Origin of the sequence: Pseudomonas sp. S37 (assembly GCF_016658545.1) — a bacterium.
Classification (GTDB): Bacteria; Pseudomonadota; Gammaproteobacteria; order Pseudomonadales; family Pseudomonadaceae; genus Aquipseudomonas.
The window spans coordinates 45,442-65,171 of the sequence record NZ_JACVZC010000001.1 but is presented as its reverse complement, the minus strand read 5'-3'; the positions used below and the strand labels follow the sequence as shown (position 1 = coordinate 65,171).

Genomic DNA, 19,730 nt, shown 5'->3' with positions numbered 1-19,730 from the left:
CTCAAACACCCTTTAGGCTAAGCGCTGACTGGCTTCTCTGAGCTTTCGGATGCTGACGAGGTGGGGAAGACACCTGACATAACAGTGAACCCTGGAAGACGCTTGACACGATCTACCCAGCGACGGATCGCCGGGTAGTCCTCAAGTGATACCCCCCCCTCATCAGCCAATACGATATAAGGGAAGCATGCGATATCGGCAATCGTCGGATGCAACGAACTGCAGATGTACTGTAGCCCCTTCAGATCGCGGAACCAGAGATGTTCATCTAAAATTTTGAGCAGTTGATGAGCGCGATCGCGACAGGACTGAACATCGAACTCGAAGAAAAAAAGATCATGAAGTCGAGCTGCTGAAATAGTGCTGGTTAGACTGTCAGCAAAGGCGATCCACATTTGCACTTCGGCCATGAGATCAGGGCGCGCGATCGGGTACCAGTATCCAGTCTTGTCATATTGAGTAGCTAAATAAACCAAGATAGCTTGGGCATCACGCAGGACTAAATCACCGTCAGTAAGCGCGGGAAGTTGGCCAAGTGGATTAATTTTGAGAAATTTCTCCGACTTATGCTCACGGGAAGGATAAAATTCCACCGGTTCAATCTTGTACTCCAGCTTGAGGATCGACAAAAAAAGTCTCACCTTGTAGCAGTTTCCGGAAAGCTCATAGTCATAGAGTGTGATCACGATTGAGGCCTCACAGGTCGAGAACAATTTTCTTGGATTTGCAGCGCGAAACACACGGCATTATCCACTTGCCACTTTCCCTTTCTTTTTTGGAAAGATAGGTATCGTGGTGTTCGAGATCGCCAGAAAGAACCGCAGTTATGCAGGTGCCGCAGACACCCTGCTCGCAAGAAGCCTCAATCTGCACGTTATTTTCCAAGCACGCCTGTAGCAGCGTCGAGCCAGCAGGCACAATGAAACTTTGACCAGACTTACTCAATTCAACTTCGTACTCTTCGTCTGAAACAGGAGCGTCATTCTTCTTACTGAAGAACTCGAATCTAATTGATTCTTCACTTACGCCATGGGCAATTGCCACCGACGACACAGTTTCTATCATAGGTTGCGGGCCACAAGTGTAGATATCAATGCTTTGAGGCTCATGCTCCCACATGATATCAGCAAGTTTTTCTTTGGTCTCCTCAGGCCCAAGACCAAAGTGCAGGTTCAAATTCTCGCCCAATGCGTTCAGTCGTTCCAGGAAAGGTACGTACTCTTCACCTCGGGCGAAATAATGGATCTCAAATGGCGTACCTTGCTCATCGAGCGCTTGAGCCATACAGAGGATTGGAGTAATACCAATGCCGCCCGCCACAAGGATAGGACGCTTACCCGTCTCTACGAAAGGGAAGCCATTACGAGGCAGCGTTACTTTCAACTGGGTACCGACCTTTACCTGTTCATGCATCGACTTCGAACCACCACGCGACTGTAGTTCTTTTTTAATGCCAATGATGAAAGATTCTTGCTCCCAAGGTGCATTCACCAATGAGTACTGCCGGATACATCCTTCAGGCGTGGTGATGCTGATGTGCATACCAGCAGTGAACGTGGGTAACGGATGTCCAATAGGCTTGAGCCAATACGAGCAGATGTCACTCGTTTCCTGCGATCGGGTTACAACTTCGCAAATATATTCGGCAGGTGGTGCTTTAGTAAGATTTTCTGTCACTAACTCAACGTTGTCGACAGTCTGATCACTAATATCATTGATGTGAATCAAATTCGAAGTCGCCGCCTCTGATAGTCGACGGATCGCGCTCATAGCGAATGCGAAACTCTTCTGGAGCTCATAACCTGAACGACCTGGTGTTAATGCTTGAGCATGAACGAGAGTCTTGGTGACGGTTGCCCGTTGCAGATAGAGGTGGATTGCAAGCGCGCCAACCTTCGTGACGATTATCGCTCGGTCGTGATGCATGGTTTTGAGATGCAAATCATCGACATCAGTCACACCAAAAACATCAACGAATGCTGACAAGTTAGCTCGCAAGACACTGATCAGATAATCACTGTCGGTGCCAATAACGGTAGTGTGAAGATTAGTTTTTACAGCATTGACCAATTGCGCATCATCGAGGATGGAGATTGGCTCTCCCTCAGGCTGGCCCAATGACGTCCAAACCAGCCCATGCTTCTCGCGCGCAGGAAATGTATTCACACGAGCTTTGCTTGGCTCAGTGGCATCTCGATGAGCTGGAACAAATGTACACCCACCTGTCCCAGTTTCATAAGTCCAACCGTGATACTGGCAGCGGACTTCGGTGCCAGTATTTGCTCCCAAAGTCAGTCGAAGGCCCCGGTGAGGACAACGGTTTTCCCAAACGTTGATATTTCCGTTGTCGTCTCGCCAAACCGCCATCTCTTGTCCCATGAGCGTCGCATGATACACGTGACGCATGGGTAGATCTTCAGGAGTAGCGATGGGGAACCACTGGTTCAAGTCAATTTTATTCACGGCGCTTACCTCTTTATTGATTCTTGTTATTCAGTCCCGCAGGGTTCCGTACTGCACGCCTTTCTCACGCATCCATCGACGATAAGCGGTCGCTAAAACGTCAGCGCGAACTGGACTTTCCCGACTAGCAGCCAAAGGGAGACGCTTGGGTACCTGGTTAATCAGGATCATCAGGTCTTGGCCAAAGATCGTTTGTTGGAAATGTCGAAGCTGCTGATCCGAGTTAACCTCATCGACGTAACACATGATGGTGTGAGCTATGCACCAATCTTCATCGACAGGCTGGATAAAGAGCCCCAAAGCATCCCAACGATCCGGCTGTGGGGGACAAGTTTTATAAAGAATTGCTGAATATGGCCGAGTAACTCTGTAAATGTACTGCATATCAATAGGCTCTACCGCTGTAGCAGAACCCTTGGGCTGAGGAAATCGACATTCTGTCGCGAATATCTCATCTCTCTCTTCATCGTGGTGAACCTTGTAAGGTTCAACCTCGGTCAACGGCTCAGCTCCCAGAATATCGGTATGCACAAATGGGAAGTGCGCCATATCCAGAAAATTCTCGATGGCACGCAGACCGGACACATTGACACGTACAGAACCCGCACTGACAATACGGCGATCCGCCTCGTTGAATTCCGGAATGTCAAACATTTCCGTGGGCTGCTCGGCAAATGACAACCAGAGAACTCCATAAATTTCCCTGGCGTGGATGCGGGACACGGATTCTGCACTTTGCTCCCATAAGGCGTTCACACCCTCAACGCTTTTTACGTAGCTGACAGTTCGCCCGAGCAATCGGCAACGGTAGCGCTTTTCCAGAGCCACATCATCCAAAGCAGCGACTGGATGCCAATCATTAAAGATTACTTCATCGGAAGACATTTTGGCACCTTTGGTTTTTCACATTGCTCATCTGGTATACCAGGTTATAGCTCGAGAATTGACTGGAAACGAGATCCAGGATCTCTACAATTCCCGAGCAAGTAGACTAAACAGTGATGACTTGGCCCTTGGCAAAATACAAGGGGGTGATCAAACCTGATTCCGATATTGGTTTACGAAATCGTTACCCTGTTCGTTTTTGGCAAGGTGGATAGCCATGCGCTCCGCATAGAGCTCTCGAACAAACTGAGCGACCAAGCAGCTGTCAGCATACATATCGTACTTCCAGCCAGTGCCGTAAGCCGCAAGGTTAATATTGTCGATAGTCATCAAACGGAGACTAGAGTTTTCCTCGGCAATATAGCTATCTATGACTTTCCGAATCAACTCTTTGGTTGGAGCAAGTTTATGAGCGTGCCAAAAATCTGTGTGCCATTCGCCTGATTTTGGATTGCTGAACGGGTATTGGATTGAGCGACCTGGTCGATCATAGCCTAGGCCATCCCATGGGCCAGTTTCACCTGCCCACCAGTTACGTGGCCCATTGGGCGCTGCTGGCCGCACTTGGGCCCAATGCACAGTATTACGAGCAAGCCATTCGTCCGCGTAGCTGTCGTCATTAAATGGATCAAGTCTACGGGTGCCTTCCTGATCACCGCGTAACTGGGCAACGGCGATCTCCACCTCATTCTCAACCTTAAAAATGCAATGGCTATAATCCATACAGATATTGAATGGTATTCCATGACGTTCGACCATATCCGCAACTTTTGCAACTCGCCGCGGGTCTTCCGACCACATATCGACATGATTCTCAAAAGTAATAATTACTCCTCTTTTTTCAGCGTATTCATACGCATTCAGATAAGAGATCGCAACCTCTTCATCAGTAATATAATGCCCATCGGCGTGTTTCGCCCAGACCATCAAATTATGATATTTCGCTCCAACTGCGATCGTCTGATCAATATTCTCGCGGATTCGTTGTTCATCTGCACCCAAGGTATACGTCCAGCTCCCGCTATAGACTGGCAGCGAGTAAGTCTGGCTTGCTTTAATATACTCGTCTAATTCAGAAGTACCCACTGGAATCCGATCTACGAAGTCCCAGAGCCCCGACTCCTTCTGGAGCCGGAACTGCTCCATGATGGGAAGCTCTTTGTCAGATACAGGCTTATGAATGGACGAAGGTTGAACCCCACGACCTGCACAGCCAAGCAAGAACATCTTTTTCATTATTCTTCTCTCTTAGGGTTGGTGTGAAATCAGACTTCAGCTTCTTTCGCAGCAGTTAACAGTGAGTTCTTTGTCTCCTCCGCACTACCGAAACCATTGAAGAAGACATTCAAAACAACAGCGCAGATGGCTGTCAGGAGCACTGGGCTTTCAAGAATTGGAGCCATATCTTTAGGCAGCTTGGCAAAGAACTGGGGCGAAACCACAGGAATCATTCCTATCGCCACACTGATTGCTACAACATATAGGTTTTTATTATCAGCGAAGCTAACCCGCGAAAGAACCTTTATACCGCTCGCAGCTACCATGCCAAACATTACTAAACCTGCACCCCCGAGCACGTACGGCGGAATGGACGCAATTATCATCGCAACCTTAGGAAACAGCGCCAGAAGCACTAAAAAGAATCCAGCCAGGGCACACACCCACCTGCTTTTCACGCCAGTTATACTGATTAAGCCAATGTTCTGAGCATATGAGGTATAGGGAAATGTATTAAATACACCCCCCAGCATTGTACCAACACCATCTGCTCTGAAGCCCCTAACGAGTTCCTTTTCCCCTACCGGCTTATCGACGACCTCTCCTAGCGCCAGGAACATGCCGGTAGATTCGATAAATGTGACCAACATAACGATGCACATTGCAACAATAGGCCACAGGCTAAACTGCGGGACACCGAAGTGAAAAGGCACAACGATCCCGAACCATGGAGCCCGACTTACGTCGCTAAAATCGATCTGTCCAGCACTTAAGGCCAAAAGAAAGCCGAACATCATACCAAGCAGAATCGAAATGTTGGATAAGAACCCTCTAGCGAATCTAACAATGATTAAAATTGCTACTAAGACTGCAGCAGCTATCGACAAATATAAAGGATTTCCGAAATCTGGATTCCCATATCCACCCGCAGACCAACTGGCCGCTACCACCATCAGCGACAAACCTACAGCTAAGATCTCCGTTCCTGTCACAACAGGTGGAAAAAATCGGATTAATTTTCCAATAAAGGGTGCTACCAGGAACCCAAATAGACCGGCAGCTATGGTCGCCCCAAAGATTTGCAGCAGACCTGCCTGGGGATCGGTACCAATTGCAACCAAGGGCCCGATAGCTGTAAAGGTAACACCCATCATTACAGGTAGTCGGATGCCAACATTCCCGAACCCGATGCACTGAATCAGCGTTGCAATACCGCACGCGAATAGATCAGCATTAATCAAGAAGGCCACTTGGTCTTTAGGCAACTTAAGTGCCGCGCCCAAAATCAGCGGTACAGCGACAGCACCTGCATACATCACAAGCACATGTTGCCACCCCATGAACATGACCTTATAAACGTTTGTTTTTTTCCGCAGGGCAAGAGATTGCATGAGCATCACCCAAGCTAATAATTATAATGTCTCGCGTTCTGGCTTCTGCCTATGCACGAGGAAAGTGTCGCACCATCGGCGCGACACGTAATACTTTGTATTACTGCTCTTCTTCAATAACCGTTGTCAAAACCGAGCTGCGAAACGCTTCACGCCCTTCAACTGCAGCAACAGACAATTCCTTATGCCATTTGCGGAACTGGATAGAAACCTTATCAGTAGCCACAGAGACCTCAGACGTTTGAATCTCCAGAGGCCATTGAGACTCAATTACCGGCTGATCCTCATCCAGCACCCGCTTCTGGAAAGCCAGGTGCATGTGATCTGGCTGATTGTCTTTCTCGCGAACTATGATCATGAAATTGCGGCAGGTTGTGGCATCAACCGGGCTGGCGGTAGTCCACAAGATGAAACGCGAGTCATCTTTCCACAATTTGATTTCGAGGTTTACGGAATAAGGCATGGTGCAGCGGTAGGTGAAATCCCCCATAGGCGCTTCAGGGGGTATACCTTTCATTTCTCGCGGTGGCGCGAGATTGAACTGCATTTCCCCACCAACTCGGTTTACATATACCGTAGGATGACTAGCGAAAAATGGATCGTACAGAGTACCTGGATGAACAAACGCAAAATGGGAAAAGTCAGTAAAGTTCTCCCAACGTCGCTCAGCAACAGTATTCCAAATGTACGAATCTGCAACTATCACTTGCATATCAGGGTTTTCGTAGTCACTCAGATAGGGAATCTGAGTACAGTCAAAGCTATTGTCTAGTCGAACCCAGACAATGCCGTATCTTACTTCACAATCGTAGGAAGATATTTTGGCACGAGGAGAAATACTCTTATCTGGGCAAGCAGGAATGAGCTTACAAGCGCCCTCTTGATCATAACGCCAGCCGTGATAAGGGCACTCCAAATAATCTGTCCCAGCATGGCTACAGACTCGCCCTATAGATAGCTGGGCCGATCTATGTGCACATCGGTCAGCCGCAGCAACAATATTCGAGTTCAGCCTGGCGATCACCAACCGTTCTCCTAGCAAGGTAACGCCCATAGGGCCATGCCCGCTAGGGTTAGCACGCTCGAACTCGTTCAGGGTGCATACGGGATGCCAGAAGTGACGGAGGTAGGTTTTGTCGTCCAAGAGAGGCTTGAGTTGTTGGTTCACGTGTGGAGTCCTCAGGGCTAGCGATTGCCAATGTTATTTTTGTGTGCCAAAAAACCTGTCAGGCTTCCCAGATCGCCTATCTGGTATACCAGTTTAGCCGGTTTTTTACGACGGATAGTTTTTTTGTATCCGCTTGCAGGTACGTGGTTGAGCCAAAAACAGAGCAGATTCCGTGCCAGATCGATCCATCGGAGGTGTGCTTACTCTGTTATCCTATTGTTTAATAATGCATTTTTCTGACCTAAGGGTCAGAATAACTCACGAATCTGTATACAATGCGTTCAATTTTTGTGTACGGCGCGTGTTTCAAACGGTGACACAGTTGGTGTCGTGTTACATTTTGGTGCTATGTTCGCAACCCGTGCACGCCCAACGAACGAGAGGGCTAAGGTAGATCATGCTGACCCAGACAATTGTCGCCGCTATTTCAGACGCCATTTATCACCGCCGACTGCCCCCAGGGACAAAGCTGAACGAGCGTGAGATCGCTGAGCTTTTTAACGTAAGCCGCACCGTTGTGCGCCAAGCGTTGATCCGCCTATCCCAGGACAAGCTTGTCGAAATTTCGCCTAAGCGCTCGACCAGCGTTTGGTGCCCAACCTTCGATGATGCCTTTGAGCTTTATCAAATGCTGCTTGTGCTAGAGAGTGGTGTCATCGATCAGCTCATCCAATGCATTACAAGTCAGCAGCTCGACGAGCTGCGTGTCCATACGCATAAAGAGCACACCGCGCACCAATGCGGGCTTGCTGATGAAGGAGACAAGCTAGGCCGAGGATTTCACTCGTTGCTGATTTCCTTTCTGGGTAATAACACAATCGATCAGATTCATGCGCAGCTGCGCCGGCGGGAAGCATTGATCAATGCTCTATACCGTGTAGGTTTTGACTACTGCAAACTGCGTAATGAGCATGCCGAGCTTGTTGGCTGTTTAGAGCGTAAAGATGCTGTTGCGGCTAAAGAACTACTGGCATCCCATTATAACCTAGTGATCAAAGGGTATAAGTTCGACGCCGCGCGCTCGCCTGACGTAAATCTTAAGTTTGCACTTCAGATCTAATGCGGGGGCTACGCCCCCGCATAAGCACATTAAAAGTGATACTTGATCATTGCGCTGGTGACGCTCTGGTCAGTTTTATACTGCGCCGTGTTCTCTATCCCATACTTGTTAGACCAGTAGTCATACTCCACTCCGACATAGAGCTTCTTCGGCGCCCCCCACAGCAACTTCCCGATATCGTATTTGACTTGAGGATTGAAGTGAAAGTTGTGCTTTAGCCCGTACTTATCACCTATCACCCAGTCGATATAACCATCGACTAAAATATCGCTTCTTCCTACAGGTATCGTATACGACCAAACGGGTGTGACCTGCCAACCACCCATCCCCTCCCCGCCTTCCGGCTTCCGGTAGTAGAAGTTCAGCATGAAATAATCAAACCCAGGGATAGATAAGTCGAAGCCTGGCCCTATAAGATAGTTAACTTGATCATCGCGACCTTTGCTTCGATTATTATCCCATTCAATCGTCGTCGCAATTAAGACATCCTTCACAATACCCCAACTAAATGAGTTGCCCGTCATTTTGGATAGAGAGAACCGGGGAGAGTATTCAGAATAAATTCCGTGATGACCGTCATAGTCAGTTTGTGAGCCGGGATACCAGTAATTATCAATGAAGAAGAAGAAGTCCCCCCACGCCCAGCCACTGGTATGCTCGAATGTTATGATTTGCATTCGCCTCGGATCTACCTTGAAATCCTTCCCATACTGATAGCTGACGCTCTCTTGATGCCAAAGCAGCATATCTCCAGCGTAAGCTGAGGGTGTCAACACGGTCGCAGCCAAAATTCCCAAACATTTTTTTGTTGATTTCACTCGACGAGCTCCTCATCACCTGACCTACGAGTCAGGTTCAGCTGAGAGCAAAAATTACGCCAAACGCTTTAGTCAAGATTCGTTAGCTATACATCTAAAATTGTATACATCTTAAGTCTGTTACTCAGGGGAACACAATTCCCTGCATTAGCGAATAAAATTTGAATTTTGATACTTAGCGTCGTTACTTACGGCGCTATTTGATCAATTACACCTACAGAAAAGTCATTAAAAAGGATGGCTTTGGTACTTTATATTCCACAATGCTTTTTAATAAGAGGCTATGAATGCCCGAAAAATGTGCACGCTTCGTACTAAACGTAACGCATTGGTGCAACGTAAACGTCTCAATGTTTCCTTCCCCTACCTTTTAATGAGCTCCAGATTGCTACTAGTCGAGGCAAATTACTTAGTTAAAGCTCTAATTCAGACCTGCTTATCAAGAAGCATTCTCCCCGCCAGCACTGCTGGGAGTTGACAGCATTCCAAAAAATGCTCTACCTTTTCTGGTGTACCAGATCTTAGATCTGACGTACCAGCCATACGAATGGTGTCAACACATAAATAGAGTGTGTTTAACCTTTCTGTGAGTAGAAGTAGGAGACATGGCAACCCGATCGTGGGGAGCTGCTAACAAAATAACGTCATCCACAAAGGCTACATACATGGAACAGGCAATCATTAATAATGACCGTGAATATCTCCGCCACTTTTGGCATCCCGTTTGTACCGTAACGGAACTGGAGAAAGCTCACCCCTCGAGTCTTGGGCCAATGGCCGTTACGCTTCTCAGTGAGCAGTTGGTAGTGGCAAAGCTAGGTGGTGAGTATGTTGCTATGCACGATCGGTGTGCGCATCGATCCGCGAAGCTCTCGTTGGGTACAATTGCGAACGACCGCCTTCAATGCCCGTATCATGGATGGCAGTACGACAGCGAGGGCGCTTGCAAACTGGTGCCGGCTTGTCCCAATAGCCCAATTCCAAACCGAGCAAAAGTGCAGCGATTCGATTGTGAAGAGCGCTATGGTCTGATTTGGGTCAGATTAGACTCAAGCTACGCATGCACTGAAATTCCTTATTTCAGTGCTGCAAGTGATCCCAGGTTGCGAATCGTTATCCAAGAACCTTATTGGTGGAACGCAACAGCGGAGCGCCGCTGGGAAAATTTCACTGACTTCTCACACTTCGCTTTTATTCATCCAGGCACGCTGTTTGACCCAAATAATGCCGAGCCTCCAATCGTCCCAATGGACAGATTCAACGGTCAGTTCCGCTTCATTTATGATACACCTGAGGACATGGCCGTCCCGAACCAGGCGCCCATCGGCTCGTTTTCCTATACCTGCAGCATGCCATTCGCTATCAACCTGGAAGTAGCGAAATACTCAAGTAAATCACTGCATGTCCTGTTTAACGTTTCGTGCCCAATAGACGATACTACGACCAAGAACTTCCTGTTATTTGCGAGGGAGCAAGCTGACGATTCTGATTATCTGCACATTGCCTTTAATGACCTGGTCTTCGCCGAAGACAAACCAGTGATTGAGTCTCAATGGCCCAAGGATGCTCCTGCTGACGAAGTCTCAGTAGTAGCTGACAAGGTGTCTATCCAGTACAGGAAATGGCTTCGCGAGCTGAAGGAAGCTCACAAGGAAGGGGCTCAAGCCTTCCGAAGCGCTCTTCTAGATCCAGTAATCGAAAGTGATCGTAGTTACACATAGCTGGCTAAAATAAGGTGGCGCATAGCGCCACCTTATTTTTTGCAAAAAAAGACGGCCTCCTAAGAGGCCGTAAAACTCGCTACGTCCAAATCTTTAAGGCTTCTTAAATGAGTACACAGCCAGTTTATTACCGTCTAGGTCGCGTACGTAAGCGGCATAAGCATTTTCAGCCCAACCGCGCTCACCTGGCTTGCCTTCATCCTTGCCACCTAACTCTAGAGCTCTAGCATGGAAGGCATCGATTGCCGCTCGACTTGGAGCTTCGAAGCTTATAGTCACTCCGTTGCCAACAGTCGCCGGCTGACCATTCGCGGGTTTAAGCACAAAAAACGAAGGATTATCAACGCCCCAAATCGACCCATTGTCTCCGAGATCAGCCAGACGTTGGAGACCAATCTCGCTCAGAACCTCATCGTAAAAAGCTCTAGCCTTATCAAGAGAGTTAGTGCCAACGGTCACATGTGTAAACACGCTCATACTTACCTCGTAAATTGCTGTTTAGAAGTGAATCACTGTTCTTATACTTTTACCTTCGTGCATGAGATCGAATGCTTCATTGATTTTTTCAAGCCCCATATTGTGGGTAATAAACTTATCGAGCGGGATGTCGCCAGCTTGCGATCTGGTGACGTAAGAGGGAAGCTCAGTTCTTCCTTTTACTCCCCCAAAGGCGGAACCGCGCCATACACGACCGGTGACGAGCTGGAACGGTCTGGTCGAAATCTCAGCGCCAGAAGGCGCAACACCGATGATAACCGACTCGCCCCAACCCTTATGGCAACACTCGAGAGCGGCGCGCATCAGATTAACATTGCCGATGCACTCAAAAGAGTAGTCAACACCGCCATCTGTAAGTTCAACGATGACGTCTTGGATTGGGCGATCGTATTCTTTGGGGTTGATGAAGTCAGTTGCGCCAAGCTCTTGGGCAATTTCAAATTTTGCAGGGTTGATATCCACAGCAATGATACGACCAGCACCTGCCATTTTGGCCCCGATTACCGCAGCCAACCCGATTCCGCCCAACCCGAAGATAGCGACAGTTGCGCCCTTCTCGACTTTCGCAGTGTTGAGAACGGCCCCGATACCTGTAGTCACTCCACAACCAAGCAAACATACCTTCTCGAGCGGCGCGTCTTTCGGGATCTTGGCCAGGCTGATTTCGGGCAGAACGGTATATTCAGAAAATGTCGAGCAGCCCATGTAGTGATAGATCGGCTCTCCTTTGTAGCTGAATCGAGTGGTTCCATCTGGCATCAATCCTTTGCCTTGAGTAGCACGTACCGCTTGGCAGAGGTTTGTCTTACCAGATTTGCAGAACTTACATTCCCCGCACTCTGCCGTGTAAAGGGGAATTACATGATCGCCCACGGCCAAGCCTTTCACGCCTTCGCCCACAGCCTCGACGATGCCGCCTCCTTCGTGCCCAAGAATGCAAGGGAAGACCCCTTCGGAATCTTGCCCGGAGAGCGTGTACGCATCTGTATGACATACCCCGGTCGCTACGACACGGATCAACACCTCACCGGCTTTCGGAGGCTGGACGTCAACCTCAACAATTTCCAGTGGCTGCTTGGGCCCAAATGCTACAGCTGCTCGTGATTTTATCATTGTCATCACCTTTGGTTACGGGGAGGTTGTGATCGCAGCTTACGCCCTCCCCCACTATCTTGAGTCCACAAGCTCCGTCGATGTCGGCCAAACTGCCGTCGATTTGGGACATGGGAGAAAAACGAAATGCTCTTAGACGACTACCAGACCAGGTCAATTGAGCTGGTTATCTACCGAGGTTTCAAAGCCTTTGAAGCAATCGGCCCAATGACCGTATTCAGCTATGCCAATAGGATTTTGGAGTCTTACGGCTATCCGCCGGGCTACAGGGTCGCTATCCGTTCAAGCAAAATCGGCCCTGTACCATCAGATACAATCATGACCCTGGATGCGACAATTGACCTAGAAATGTCTACCGATGCCCACTCAATTCTCGTCGTGGGTGCTCACTACATCGAGAATGCAGTAATCGAAAATCCATCGATTATCGAGTGGATCCATCGAGCCGCACCCAGCACTCCACGCTTCGCCGCACTATGTTCTGGCGCATTTTTCCTTGCAGCTACAGGATTATTGAATGGTCGACGAGCCACCACACACTGGAGGATGAATGATGCTTTTGCGAAGAAATATCCGGAAGTGAAGCTAGATATTGATTCCATCTATATCAGAGACGCGAACTTCTGGACATCTGCAGGGGTCAGTGCATCGATTGATTTAGCGTTAGCGTTTGTAGAGGAGGATCATGGTCATCGGCTAGCACTTGAAGTTGCTCAGGATCTAGTAATCTTCCTTAAGCGGCCTGGTGGACAATCACAGTTCAGTGCAAATTTAGTTTCACAAAGAACGCAGAACACAAGCATGCGTGAAATCCAAAATTGGGTAATTGAGAATCTCAATAGCAAAATGTCCGTAGCCTCTATGGCTGAGCGCTCGGCTATGAGCACAAGACATTTCACCAGAACATTCAGCAAAGAAGTGGGCATGTGCCCATCCCAGTTCCTAGATCAAGCCAGAATTGATCATGCCAGGCGGTTGCTAAGCGGTGGAAGCCTGCCCATCAAAACAGTATCGTTCATGAGCGGCTTTACTAGCGCTGACCATATGCGCCTTGCTTTTAAAAAGTTTCTATCAGTAACGCCCAAAGAATACCGCGACCGGTTTACAAAAACGTGACCTAAGCAGTGCGCCATTTACATCAGAAACGCTCGCTGTGTCGCACGCGGAGATCTCATTAGCCGAGAGAACTCCGTGTGCCTAAATCACAGCATAGTCGCCCGCACTATTTGTCGCGTATTGTATTCCATCAGCTTAATATAGTTTGATGCGGGGCCATTCTCATCTGAAAGAGATTCCGGGTAAAGAACACCACCTGTCTTAGCTCCAGTGGCATTCGCAATCTGAGACACAAGCCGAGAGTCATTTGAGTTCTCAGTGAAATATACCCTAACCCCCTCTCGTCGAATTTGGTCAATCAACGTAGCTATATCAGCCGCGGATGCTTCTATCTCAGTGGAAAGGCCCAGAGGTGAGAGGAAACTCACTCCGTATTCCATTGCATAATATCCAAACGCATCATGACTCGTTAACACTCTTCGTTGCGCAAGTGGTACCTCAGCGAGCTGTATGATAATGAGCTGATTTAAAGCATCAAGCTTAGCTAGGTAAGAGTCCGCATTATCACTAAATTTCTTCGCTTGATTAGGATCTGCTTTGGTTAACTCCGCCTCAATCTTAGTCACCCAGAGTTTAACATTTGCCACACTGTTCCATACATGAGGATCTATTTTCGTTTTTCGGCCTTCAGAAAAAGTGATTGGCTTAATTCCTTCGGACACAACGACCGGTGGATTTTGATTTCCTGAGGCCAGAGCTAGCCGTTCAAACCAACTTTCTAATCCTAAGCCGCTGATGAATGTGATATCAGCCTCCTTCAGCGATTTTGCGTCAGCTGGTGAGGGCTCAAATTTGTGGGGATCGCCATTTGGAGGGACAATGCTCCTCACCTTGACACCATCACCACCTACGTTTTTGATAACATCGGCAAGTACGGTAAAGCTTGATACAACGTTAAGCGTATTCGCGCATGCCACTGAACTACCGAACAGCCAACCAATTGAGCTCATTAGTGCAACCACAGCACGAGACAGTCTCATTTCACTTCCTTCTATTCACATCATGCTAGAAGAGATTTACTTATCAACCACAGCCCCACACATACCCACCAATATAAATTTGAAGTACTCAAGCTTACACGCCGTTACATTCGTTAGCTTTGAGTAGAACCAAAGACAACCCCCCCAAACTTTCCGCCACTATCAGCCACCACAATCACTCGATAGTAGACGAAGCAAAATAATATTATAATTAAGCACGCACGCAATCGCTACACAATAAACTAAAGCTTCGAGATAGAAGCGATATAAACCAGCCTCCACTCACAGAAGTTCAACCTTACTTTCTTCTGACGACATATTGCCAGACAACATATCGCACCTAGGAAATGACCTGCAATTCAAATTATGTGTACAAAATACTCACACAGGGGAAAAATAGAAAAAACATCATCCCTTTATTTTTCATCAGTTGTTTGAGATGAGCGTATTCCCCCTGGAGATGGCGCTGCCCTTCAGCCTTCCTGTCGCACCTCTAGTGTGAACACTCTTGCGGGTTAGAGGTAGCGGTGGCGGGTTACTAAAGGTTTTACGCGCCGCTTCGATCCCTTTTCATTTACTGACTCAGTGGCGGTCGCTTTTTAACCCGACTGATGGATAACTAGATAGCTTATGATAAGAAACCACCCTCCCAAGAAAACTCCCGCACCGACTAACTGGCGATTATTCAAGGAGGTCAGTCTCAAGCTACACTTCTCTTTTGTGATTTGCTTCATTGCATTACCCTCACCGACTCAGGCCATACGGTTGACTCAAATTATCATTAATATATATAGAATTACGACATCACAACAAGCAGGTCTAACCCAACGAGAACGGCCCTGCCTTAGACAGGGCCGCTCTATATTCAAGCAGGTGTATGCTTCAGTTCCGGCTTTGGAATCACGCGCCCGTTACGATCAATGATCACTCCAGGCAAATCATGGCTAAGTGTCTCACGCTCTTGGTAATGGATTACCGAACGAATCGCCTCACCACGCTTCAGAAGGTCAAATGCATGGTTCAGTGTTTCATGATCCATATTGTGAGTGATGTATGGATCAACGTTAATCTCACCACGAAGCCATTCATCAACCATGCCTGGAAGCTCAGACCGACCCAATACCCCGCCAAAAGCGCTCCCCTTCCACACTCGACCAGTCACTAATTGGAACGGTCGGGTAGCGATTTCTTCTCCAGCGCCGGCCACGCCGATGATGATACTTTCTCCCCATCCTTTGTGGCAGCATTCAAGCGCGGCTCGCATGAGTTCGACATTACCCACGCATTCAAAAGAGAAATCTACACCACCATTCGTCATGTCAATGATGACGTTTTGAAGTGGCTCGTTGTAGTCCCTAGGATTTACGCACTCAGTCGCTCCAAGAGACATGGCTAATGGGAACTTGTTGGGGTTAACGTCAATGCCGATGATACGTTTCGCCCCTTGGAGAACAGCTCCTTGGATAACTGCCATTCCGACAGCGCCCAGGCCGAATACAGCAACGGTATCACCCGGACGAACCTTGGCAGTGTTCCGGACAGCACCAATGCCCGTCGGAATCGCACAACCCATAATCGAAGCCTTGGCCAGCGGAGCTGCAGGATCGATTTTAGCAACGGCAATTTCGGGCAAAACGGTGTACTCACTGAATGTGGATGTACCCATGTAGTGGAAAATTGTCCGTCCCTTATAGGAAAAACGACTTGTGCCATCAGGCATTAGTCCTTCGCCCTGGGTCTTTCGAATAGACTGGCTAAGGTTGGTCTTACCAGATTTGATGAAGGGGCAGTTTGGATCTTCTGGCGTATACAGCGGAATGACATGATCGCCTGGCTTCACGGACGTAACGCCGCGGCCTACGTCCTCAACAATACCCACCCCCTCGTGACCGAGGATGCAAGGAAATTTCCCTTCAGGATCTCGCCCGGACAAAGTGAAGACGTCCGTGTGACAAAGGCTGGTCGTGACGATCCGGACGAGCACTTCCCCGTCTTTTGGGCCCTCAAGGTCAACTTCTTCAAATTCTAGTGGCTGATTAGGCCCCCAAGCGATAGCGGCACGTGTTTTCATTGTTGTACTCCGTTAGGTTATAACGTATCAAAAGATACAACAGCTGATTGCGTCTGCAAGACCACCCGCCTCAGGTTGGCCACATTCGCTTGAAGTCTGTCCGATTGCCACAGCCAAGGAACCTATCCAATGAGGCTAACCGATGCACCGGCCCTCCACACCGTACACATTGTCATTTATCCCGGCTTCAAGTCCCTCGAAGCTGTAGGTGCGCTCACGGTGTTTGACTACGCCAATGCGCATTTGACAGCGAGCGGCGAGCCTCCCCTTTACGACCTCCACTTAGTCGCGCCAGAGGCGGGCTCGATTCAATCCGACACGTTAGCCAGACTCGATGCGGAATCTCTGCGGAGCAGAATCCTGCCTAACACCGCGCTGATTGTTGGCGCCCGTGACATTACAACAGCAGTACATCAGCATCGCCCTATCGTTGATTGGTGCAGACACGCAGCATCCCGGATTGATCGGCTCGTGGGCGTCTGCTCTGGGGCTTTTTTTCTCGCGCAAGCGGGTGTCCTGGATGGCCTTGACGCAACCACTCACTGGAGCGTTGCTACCCGGCTCGCTACCGAATTTCCGGAAATCAATGTCAACGCTGATGCCATTTTCATTCAAAACGGACGGATTTGGACGTGTGCCGGCGTATCGGCGGCTATAGATTTGAGCCTAGCTTTAGTAGAGCAGGATCTCGGACAGGATCTGGCATTAACCATAGCGCGAGAGCTAGTCGTCTATCTAAAGCGTCCCGGCGGGCAGTCTCAGTTTAGCCAGCATCTCGGTAGCCAGATGACTCCGCATTCCGGAATAAGAGAATTACAGATCTGGATTCTTCAAAACCTTAGCCGGGATCTTACTCTAGAAACACTTGCATCCCAGGCGAACATGAGCACTCGCAACCTGCGGCGGGTCTTTCAACGTCAAACCGAAAGCTCGCCCTCTGAATTCATAGAGCGCGCGAGGCTCGAGCGCGCACGACGTTTGCTAGCTGATGAAGACGTAGCTTTGAAGCGTATCGCCGCACAATGTGGATTCGGCTCAGAAGAACACATGAGGAGAGTATTTCAGCGGCACCTAGGTGTCACACCGAAAGCATACCGCGATCAATATGAAGCGCACTGAAGGCCTGGTGGACTTATGAGATGAAGCGGGGGACGGCACGAACGTCCGAACGCTAACGGTGTTCTGCGTGGTTGGGCCCGAAAGCGTAGCGACGATGCAGCATACGCACGCTATGTATCATTTTTCGGGCCAAGCTCAGACTTAACTGCGGTAGATGAATACGATAAAGAACATCCCACCTATCGCTGCAGAGACAACACCGATTGGCAAGTCCTGAGGAGCGATCACAGTCCTGGCGACGATGTCCATACACACCACAAGCAAAGCGCCGAGCAACCCGCAGAGCGGTATTAGGCGTCGATGCTCGGCGCCCACCAGCCGGCGGGCTATGTGAGGAACCATAAGCCCCACAAAGCCGATCGACCCGCTTAGTGCCACCATTACACCCGTCATGCACGAGGTCATGACAAATACACTAATCCGCACTCGATGGACGTCCACGCCCAGACTGACAGCCGTCTGTTCACCAGCCATAAGCGCATTCAGAGAACGCCCACACGCCCAAAGCGCGAGACCTCCCAACACAATCACACAGAGCGGCAGCCACAATAGCTCCCAGCGAGCCGCACCAAGCCCACCCATCATCCAGAACAGAACTGATGAACTCGCACGATGATCACCCAGAAACAACAGGAGATTAGCCGCGGCCATCAAAACAAACGACACCGCTACACCGCTCAGCAGCAGCCGATCACTCGTGAAAGTGCCGTGCTTCCGAGCGATTGCCATTACAAGCAAAAGAGAAGCTGAAGCTCCCAGAAACGCGGCGAGCGGCAAAGTGAACTGACCCAATAGCTCCCCTACGTACATAACGACAACGACAGCCCCAAGTGCTGCACCGGAAGTCGCTCCCAGGAGATGCGGATCCGCCAAAGAGTTTCGTGTAACAGCTTGGAGAGCAGCACCAACCATTGCGAGTCCCGCTCCGACAAGAACAGCTAGGACAACCCTCGGCGCTCTGATCAACCAGATGATGTGATCCTGCCCAGATGTGGCATCCAGCGGCTCAGCCCCAAGTAGGTGACTTTGAACAACCTGCCACGCGACCTTGAGCGGTACCGGTGCAGCTCCGATAGCGAGCGCCGTTAGACACACAAACACAATCAGGCTTGCGAGCAATACAAGGAGCCCGGCGTAAGCATCTGGGGTCTTGATCGGAGCCATGATCATCGCTCTTCATCAAATGCGGCTGCCAAAGCTTCGATTGCACCGAGGTTCTGAATTCCCGGCGTCATGGCACTGTAGGGAAGCACCACGAATCGCTTGTTTTGAATTGCCTCAATAGACTGCAACGCGGGGTTCTCACGTAGAAATTGAATCTTCTCCGCCGCGCTTCGCTCACCGTAGTCAATAATGACGATGAATTGCGGGTCTGCCTCCACCACGCTCTCCCATCCGATCTGCGTCCAACTGGCACTAATGCCATCCATAACGTTCCGCCCTCCAGCCGTCTCAATCAAGGCTTGAGGGATAGCCTGTCGGCCCGCAGTGAAGGCACGATCTTCCCCACTGTCATAAACAAACACTCGAGGCTTCTTCTTTCCGACCACCCGATGAATAACCGCCTGCTGACGCTTGCGTAGCTGCGTGATCAGCAATTGCGCGCGATCTTCGACATCAAAGATTTTGCCGAGGTTAGCCAGGTCGGTGTAGACCTGCTCCAAGCTAGCTGTAGCACTTGGTTCAATGAGCGAGCAGGATTCAGTCAGCTCATAAACTTGGATACCTAGAGGCTTCAGCGTCTGAGGCGTGACATCACCTCCGACCATCATTCCGTAGTTCCAGCCAGCGAAGAAGAAATCTGCGTTCACGTTCAGCAGTGTTTCCACGGTTGGATAATGCGTGGCCACCTCCGGTAATCCCTTGAGGGCGGTCATCAATCCGCCGGTGGGTTTATTCCAGCCCGTGACGCCGCTATAGCCGACCATGTGCGACTGCAGCCCCAGAGCGACCATCATTTCTGTCAGATTCACGTCCTGGCTGACCGCCCGCGCAGGTGGGTGAGTGAAGACGACGCTTCGGCTGCAGCTTTTAACGGTGACTGGATATGAACTCGCTTGGGCAGTGATCGAAGCCAACAAGCTGACCAGCAAAACTGCCATCGTAAAG

17 protein-coding genes are annotated in these 19,730 nt (G+C 49.4%); 4 read left to right on the top strand and 13 right to left on the bottom strand.

Annotated features, from left to right (window positions below):
* Nucleotides 1-17 precede the first annotated feature (17 nt).
* From IAE39_RS00255 to IAE39_RS00230, 6 genes are all read right to left on the bottom strand, one after another.
* Entirely contained in the window at nucleotides 18-686 is a 669-nt protein-coding gene (locus IAE39_RS00255; protein WP_201162898.1) for a glutathione S-transferase family protein, read from the bottom strand.
* A 10-nt stretch (nucleotides 687-696) separates the two neighbouring features.
* Entirely contained in the window at nucleotides 697-2,463 is a 1,767-nt protein-coding gene (locus tag IAE39_RS00250) for a Rieske 2Fe-2S domain-containing protein (protein ID WP_201198339.1), read from the bottom strand.
* Between the two features lie 30 nt (nucleotides 2,464-2,493).
* On the bottom strand, nucleotides 2,494-3,348 hold the full coding sequence (locus IAE39_RS00245) for an aromatic ring-hydroxylating oxygenase subunit alpha (protein ID WP_201162896.1): 855 nt from the start codon (nucleotides 3,346-3,348) through the stop codon (nucleotides 2,494-2,496).
* Between the two features lie 150 nt (nucleotides 3,349-3,498).
* Nucleotides 3,499-4,584: a sugar phosphate isomerase/epimerase family protein gene (locus tag IAE39_RS00240; RefSeq protein WP_117182408.1), complete on the bottom strand. Its 1,086-nt coding sequence runs from the start codon at nucleotides 4,582-4,584 to the stop codon at nucleotides 3,499-3,501.
* Between the two features lie 29 nt (nucleotides 4,585-4,613).
* Nucleotides 4,614-5,957 (bottom strand): nucleobase:cation symporter-2 family protein, encoded by a 1,344-nt coding sequence (locus tag IAE39_RS00235; protein ID WP_201162895.1) that lies wholly within the window; start codon nucleotides 5,955-5,957, stop codon nucleotides 4,614-4,616.
* Between the two features lie 100 nt (nucleotides 5,958-6,057).
* Nucleotides 6,058-7,125, bottom strand: coding sequence for a Rieske 2Fe-2S domain-containing protein (locus IAE39_RS00230; protein WP_201162894.1), 1,068 nt, complete (start codon nucleotides 7,123-7,125; stop codon nucleotides 6,058-6,060).
* Nucleotides 7,126-7,522: 397 nt separating this feature from the next.
* Here IAE39_RS00230 and IAE39_RS00225 point away from each other — a divergent pair, with 397 nt between their 5' ends.
* Nucleotides 7,523-8,185, top strand: coding sequence for a GntR family transcriptional regulator (locus IAE39_RS00225; protein ID WP_201162893.1), 663 nt, complete (start codon nucleotides 7,523-7,525; stop codon nucleotides 8,183-8,185).
* 29 nt (nucleotides 8,186-8,214) lie between these two features.
* Here IAE39_RS00225 and IAE39_RS00220 read toward each other — a convergent pair whose 3' ends face one another.
* On the bottom strand, nucleotides 8,215-9,003 hold the full coding sequence (locus IAE39_RS00220) for an outer membrane protein OmpK (protein ID WP_328822848.1): 789 nt from the start codon (nucleotides 9,001-9,003) through the stop codon (nucleotides 8,215-8,217).
* A 665-nt stretch (nucleotides 9,004-9,668) separates the two neighbouring features.
* Between IAE39_RS00220 and IAE39_RS00215 the strand changes: the two genes are divergently transcribed.
* On the top strand, nucleotides 9,669-10,724 hold the full coding sequence (locus IAE39_RS00215) for an aromatic ring-hydroxylating oxygenase subunit alpha (RefSeq protein WP_201162892.1): 1,056 nt from the start codon (nucleotides 9,669-9,671) through the stop codon (nucleotides 10,722-10,724).
* 93 nt (nucleotides 10,725-10,817) lie between these two features.
* On the opposite strand, the gene IAE39_RS00210 is transcribed toward IAE39_RS00215, so the two are convergent.
* Nucleotides 10,818-11,201: a VOC family protein gene (locus IAE39_RS00210; RefSeq protein WP_201162891.1), complete on the bottom strand. Its 384-nt coding sequence runs from the start codon at nucleotides 11,199-11,201 to the stop codon at nucleotides 10,818-10,820.
* 21 nt (nucleotides 11,202-11,222) lie between these two features.
* Complete coding sequence (locus IAE39_RS00205; protein WP_201162890.1) at nucleotides 11,223-12,335, bottom strand: S-(hydroxymethyl)glutathione dehydrogenase/class III alcohol dehydrogenase; 1,113 nt, start codon at nucleotides 12,333-12,335, stop codon at nucleotides 11,223-11,225.
* 126 nt (nucleotides 12,336-12,461) lie between these two features.
* Between IAE39_RS00205 and IAE39_RS00200 the strand changes: the two genes are divergently transcribed.
* Nucleotides 12,462-13,451: a GlxA family transcriptional regulator gene (locus tag IAE39_RS00200; protein ID WP_201198337.1), complete on the top strand. Its 990-nt coding sequence runs from the start codon at nucleotides 12,462-12,464 to the stop codon at nucleotides 13,449-13,451.
* A gap of 86 nt (nucleotides 13,452-13,537) precedes the next feature.
* On the opposite strand, the gene IAE39_RS00195 is transcribed toward IAE39_RS00200, so the two are convergent.
* Entirely contained in the window at nucleotides 13,538-14,431 is an 894-nt protein-coding gene (locus IAE39_RS00195) for a metal ABC transporter solute-binding protein, Zn/Mn family (RefSeq protein ID WP_236404041.1), read from the bottom strand.
* 865 nt (nucleotides 14,432-15,296) lie between these two features.
* Entirely contained in the window at nucleotides 15,297-16,502 is a 1,206-nt protein-coding gene (locus IAE39_RS00190; RefSeq protein WP_201162888.1) for an S-(hydroxymethyl)glutathione dehydrogenase/class III alcohol dehydrogenase, read from the bottom strand.
* 129 nt (nucleotides 16,503-16,631) lie between these two features.
* Here IAE39_RS00190 and IAE39_RS00185 point away from each other — a divergent pair, with 129 nt between their 5' ends.
* The gene (locus IAE39_RS00185) at nucleotides 16,632-17,621 is read left to right on the top strand and encodes a GlxA family transcriptional regulator (RefSeq protein WP_201162887.1); all 990 of its coding nucleotides are present in this window, start codon (nucleotides 16,632-16,634) and stop codon (nucleotides 17,619-17,621) included.
* A 141-nt stretch (nucleotides 17,622-17,762) separates the two neighbouring features.
* On the opposite strand, the gene IAE39_RS00180 is transcribed toward IAE39_RS00185, so the two are convergent.
* Together IAE39_RS00180 and IAE39_RS00175 are read right to left on the bottom strand one after the other, a co-directional pair.
* On the bottom strand, nucleotides 17,763-18,785 hold the full coding sequence (locus IAE39_RS00180; protein ID WP_201198335.1) for a FecCD family ABC transporter permease: 1,023 nt from the start codon (nucleotides 18,783-18,785) through the stop codon (nucleotides 17,763-17,765).
* Nucleotides 18,786-18,787: 2 nt separating this feature from the next.
* Complete coding sequence (locus IAE39_RS00175; RefSeq protein WP_201162935.1) at nucleotides 18,788-19,723, bottom strand: ABC transporter substrate-binding protein; 936 nt, start codon at nucleotides 19,721-19,723, stop codon at nucleotides 18,788-18,790.
* Nucleotides 19,724-19,730 lie beyond the last annotated feature (7 nt).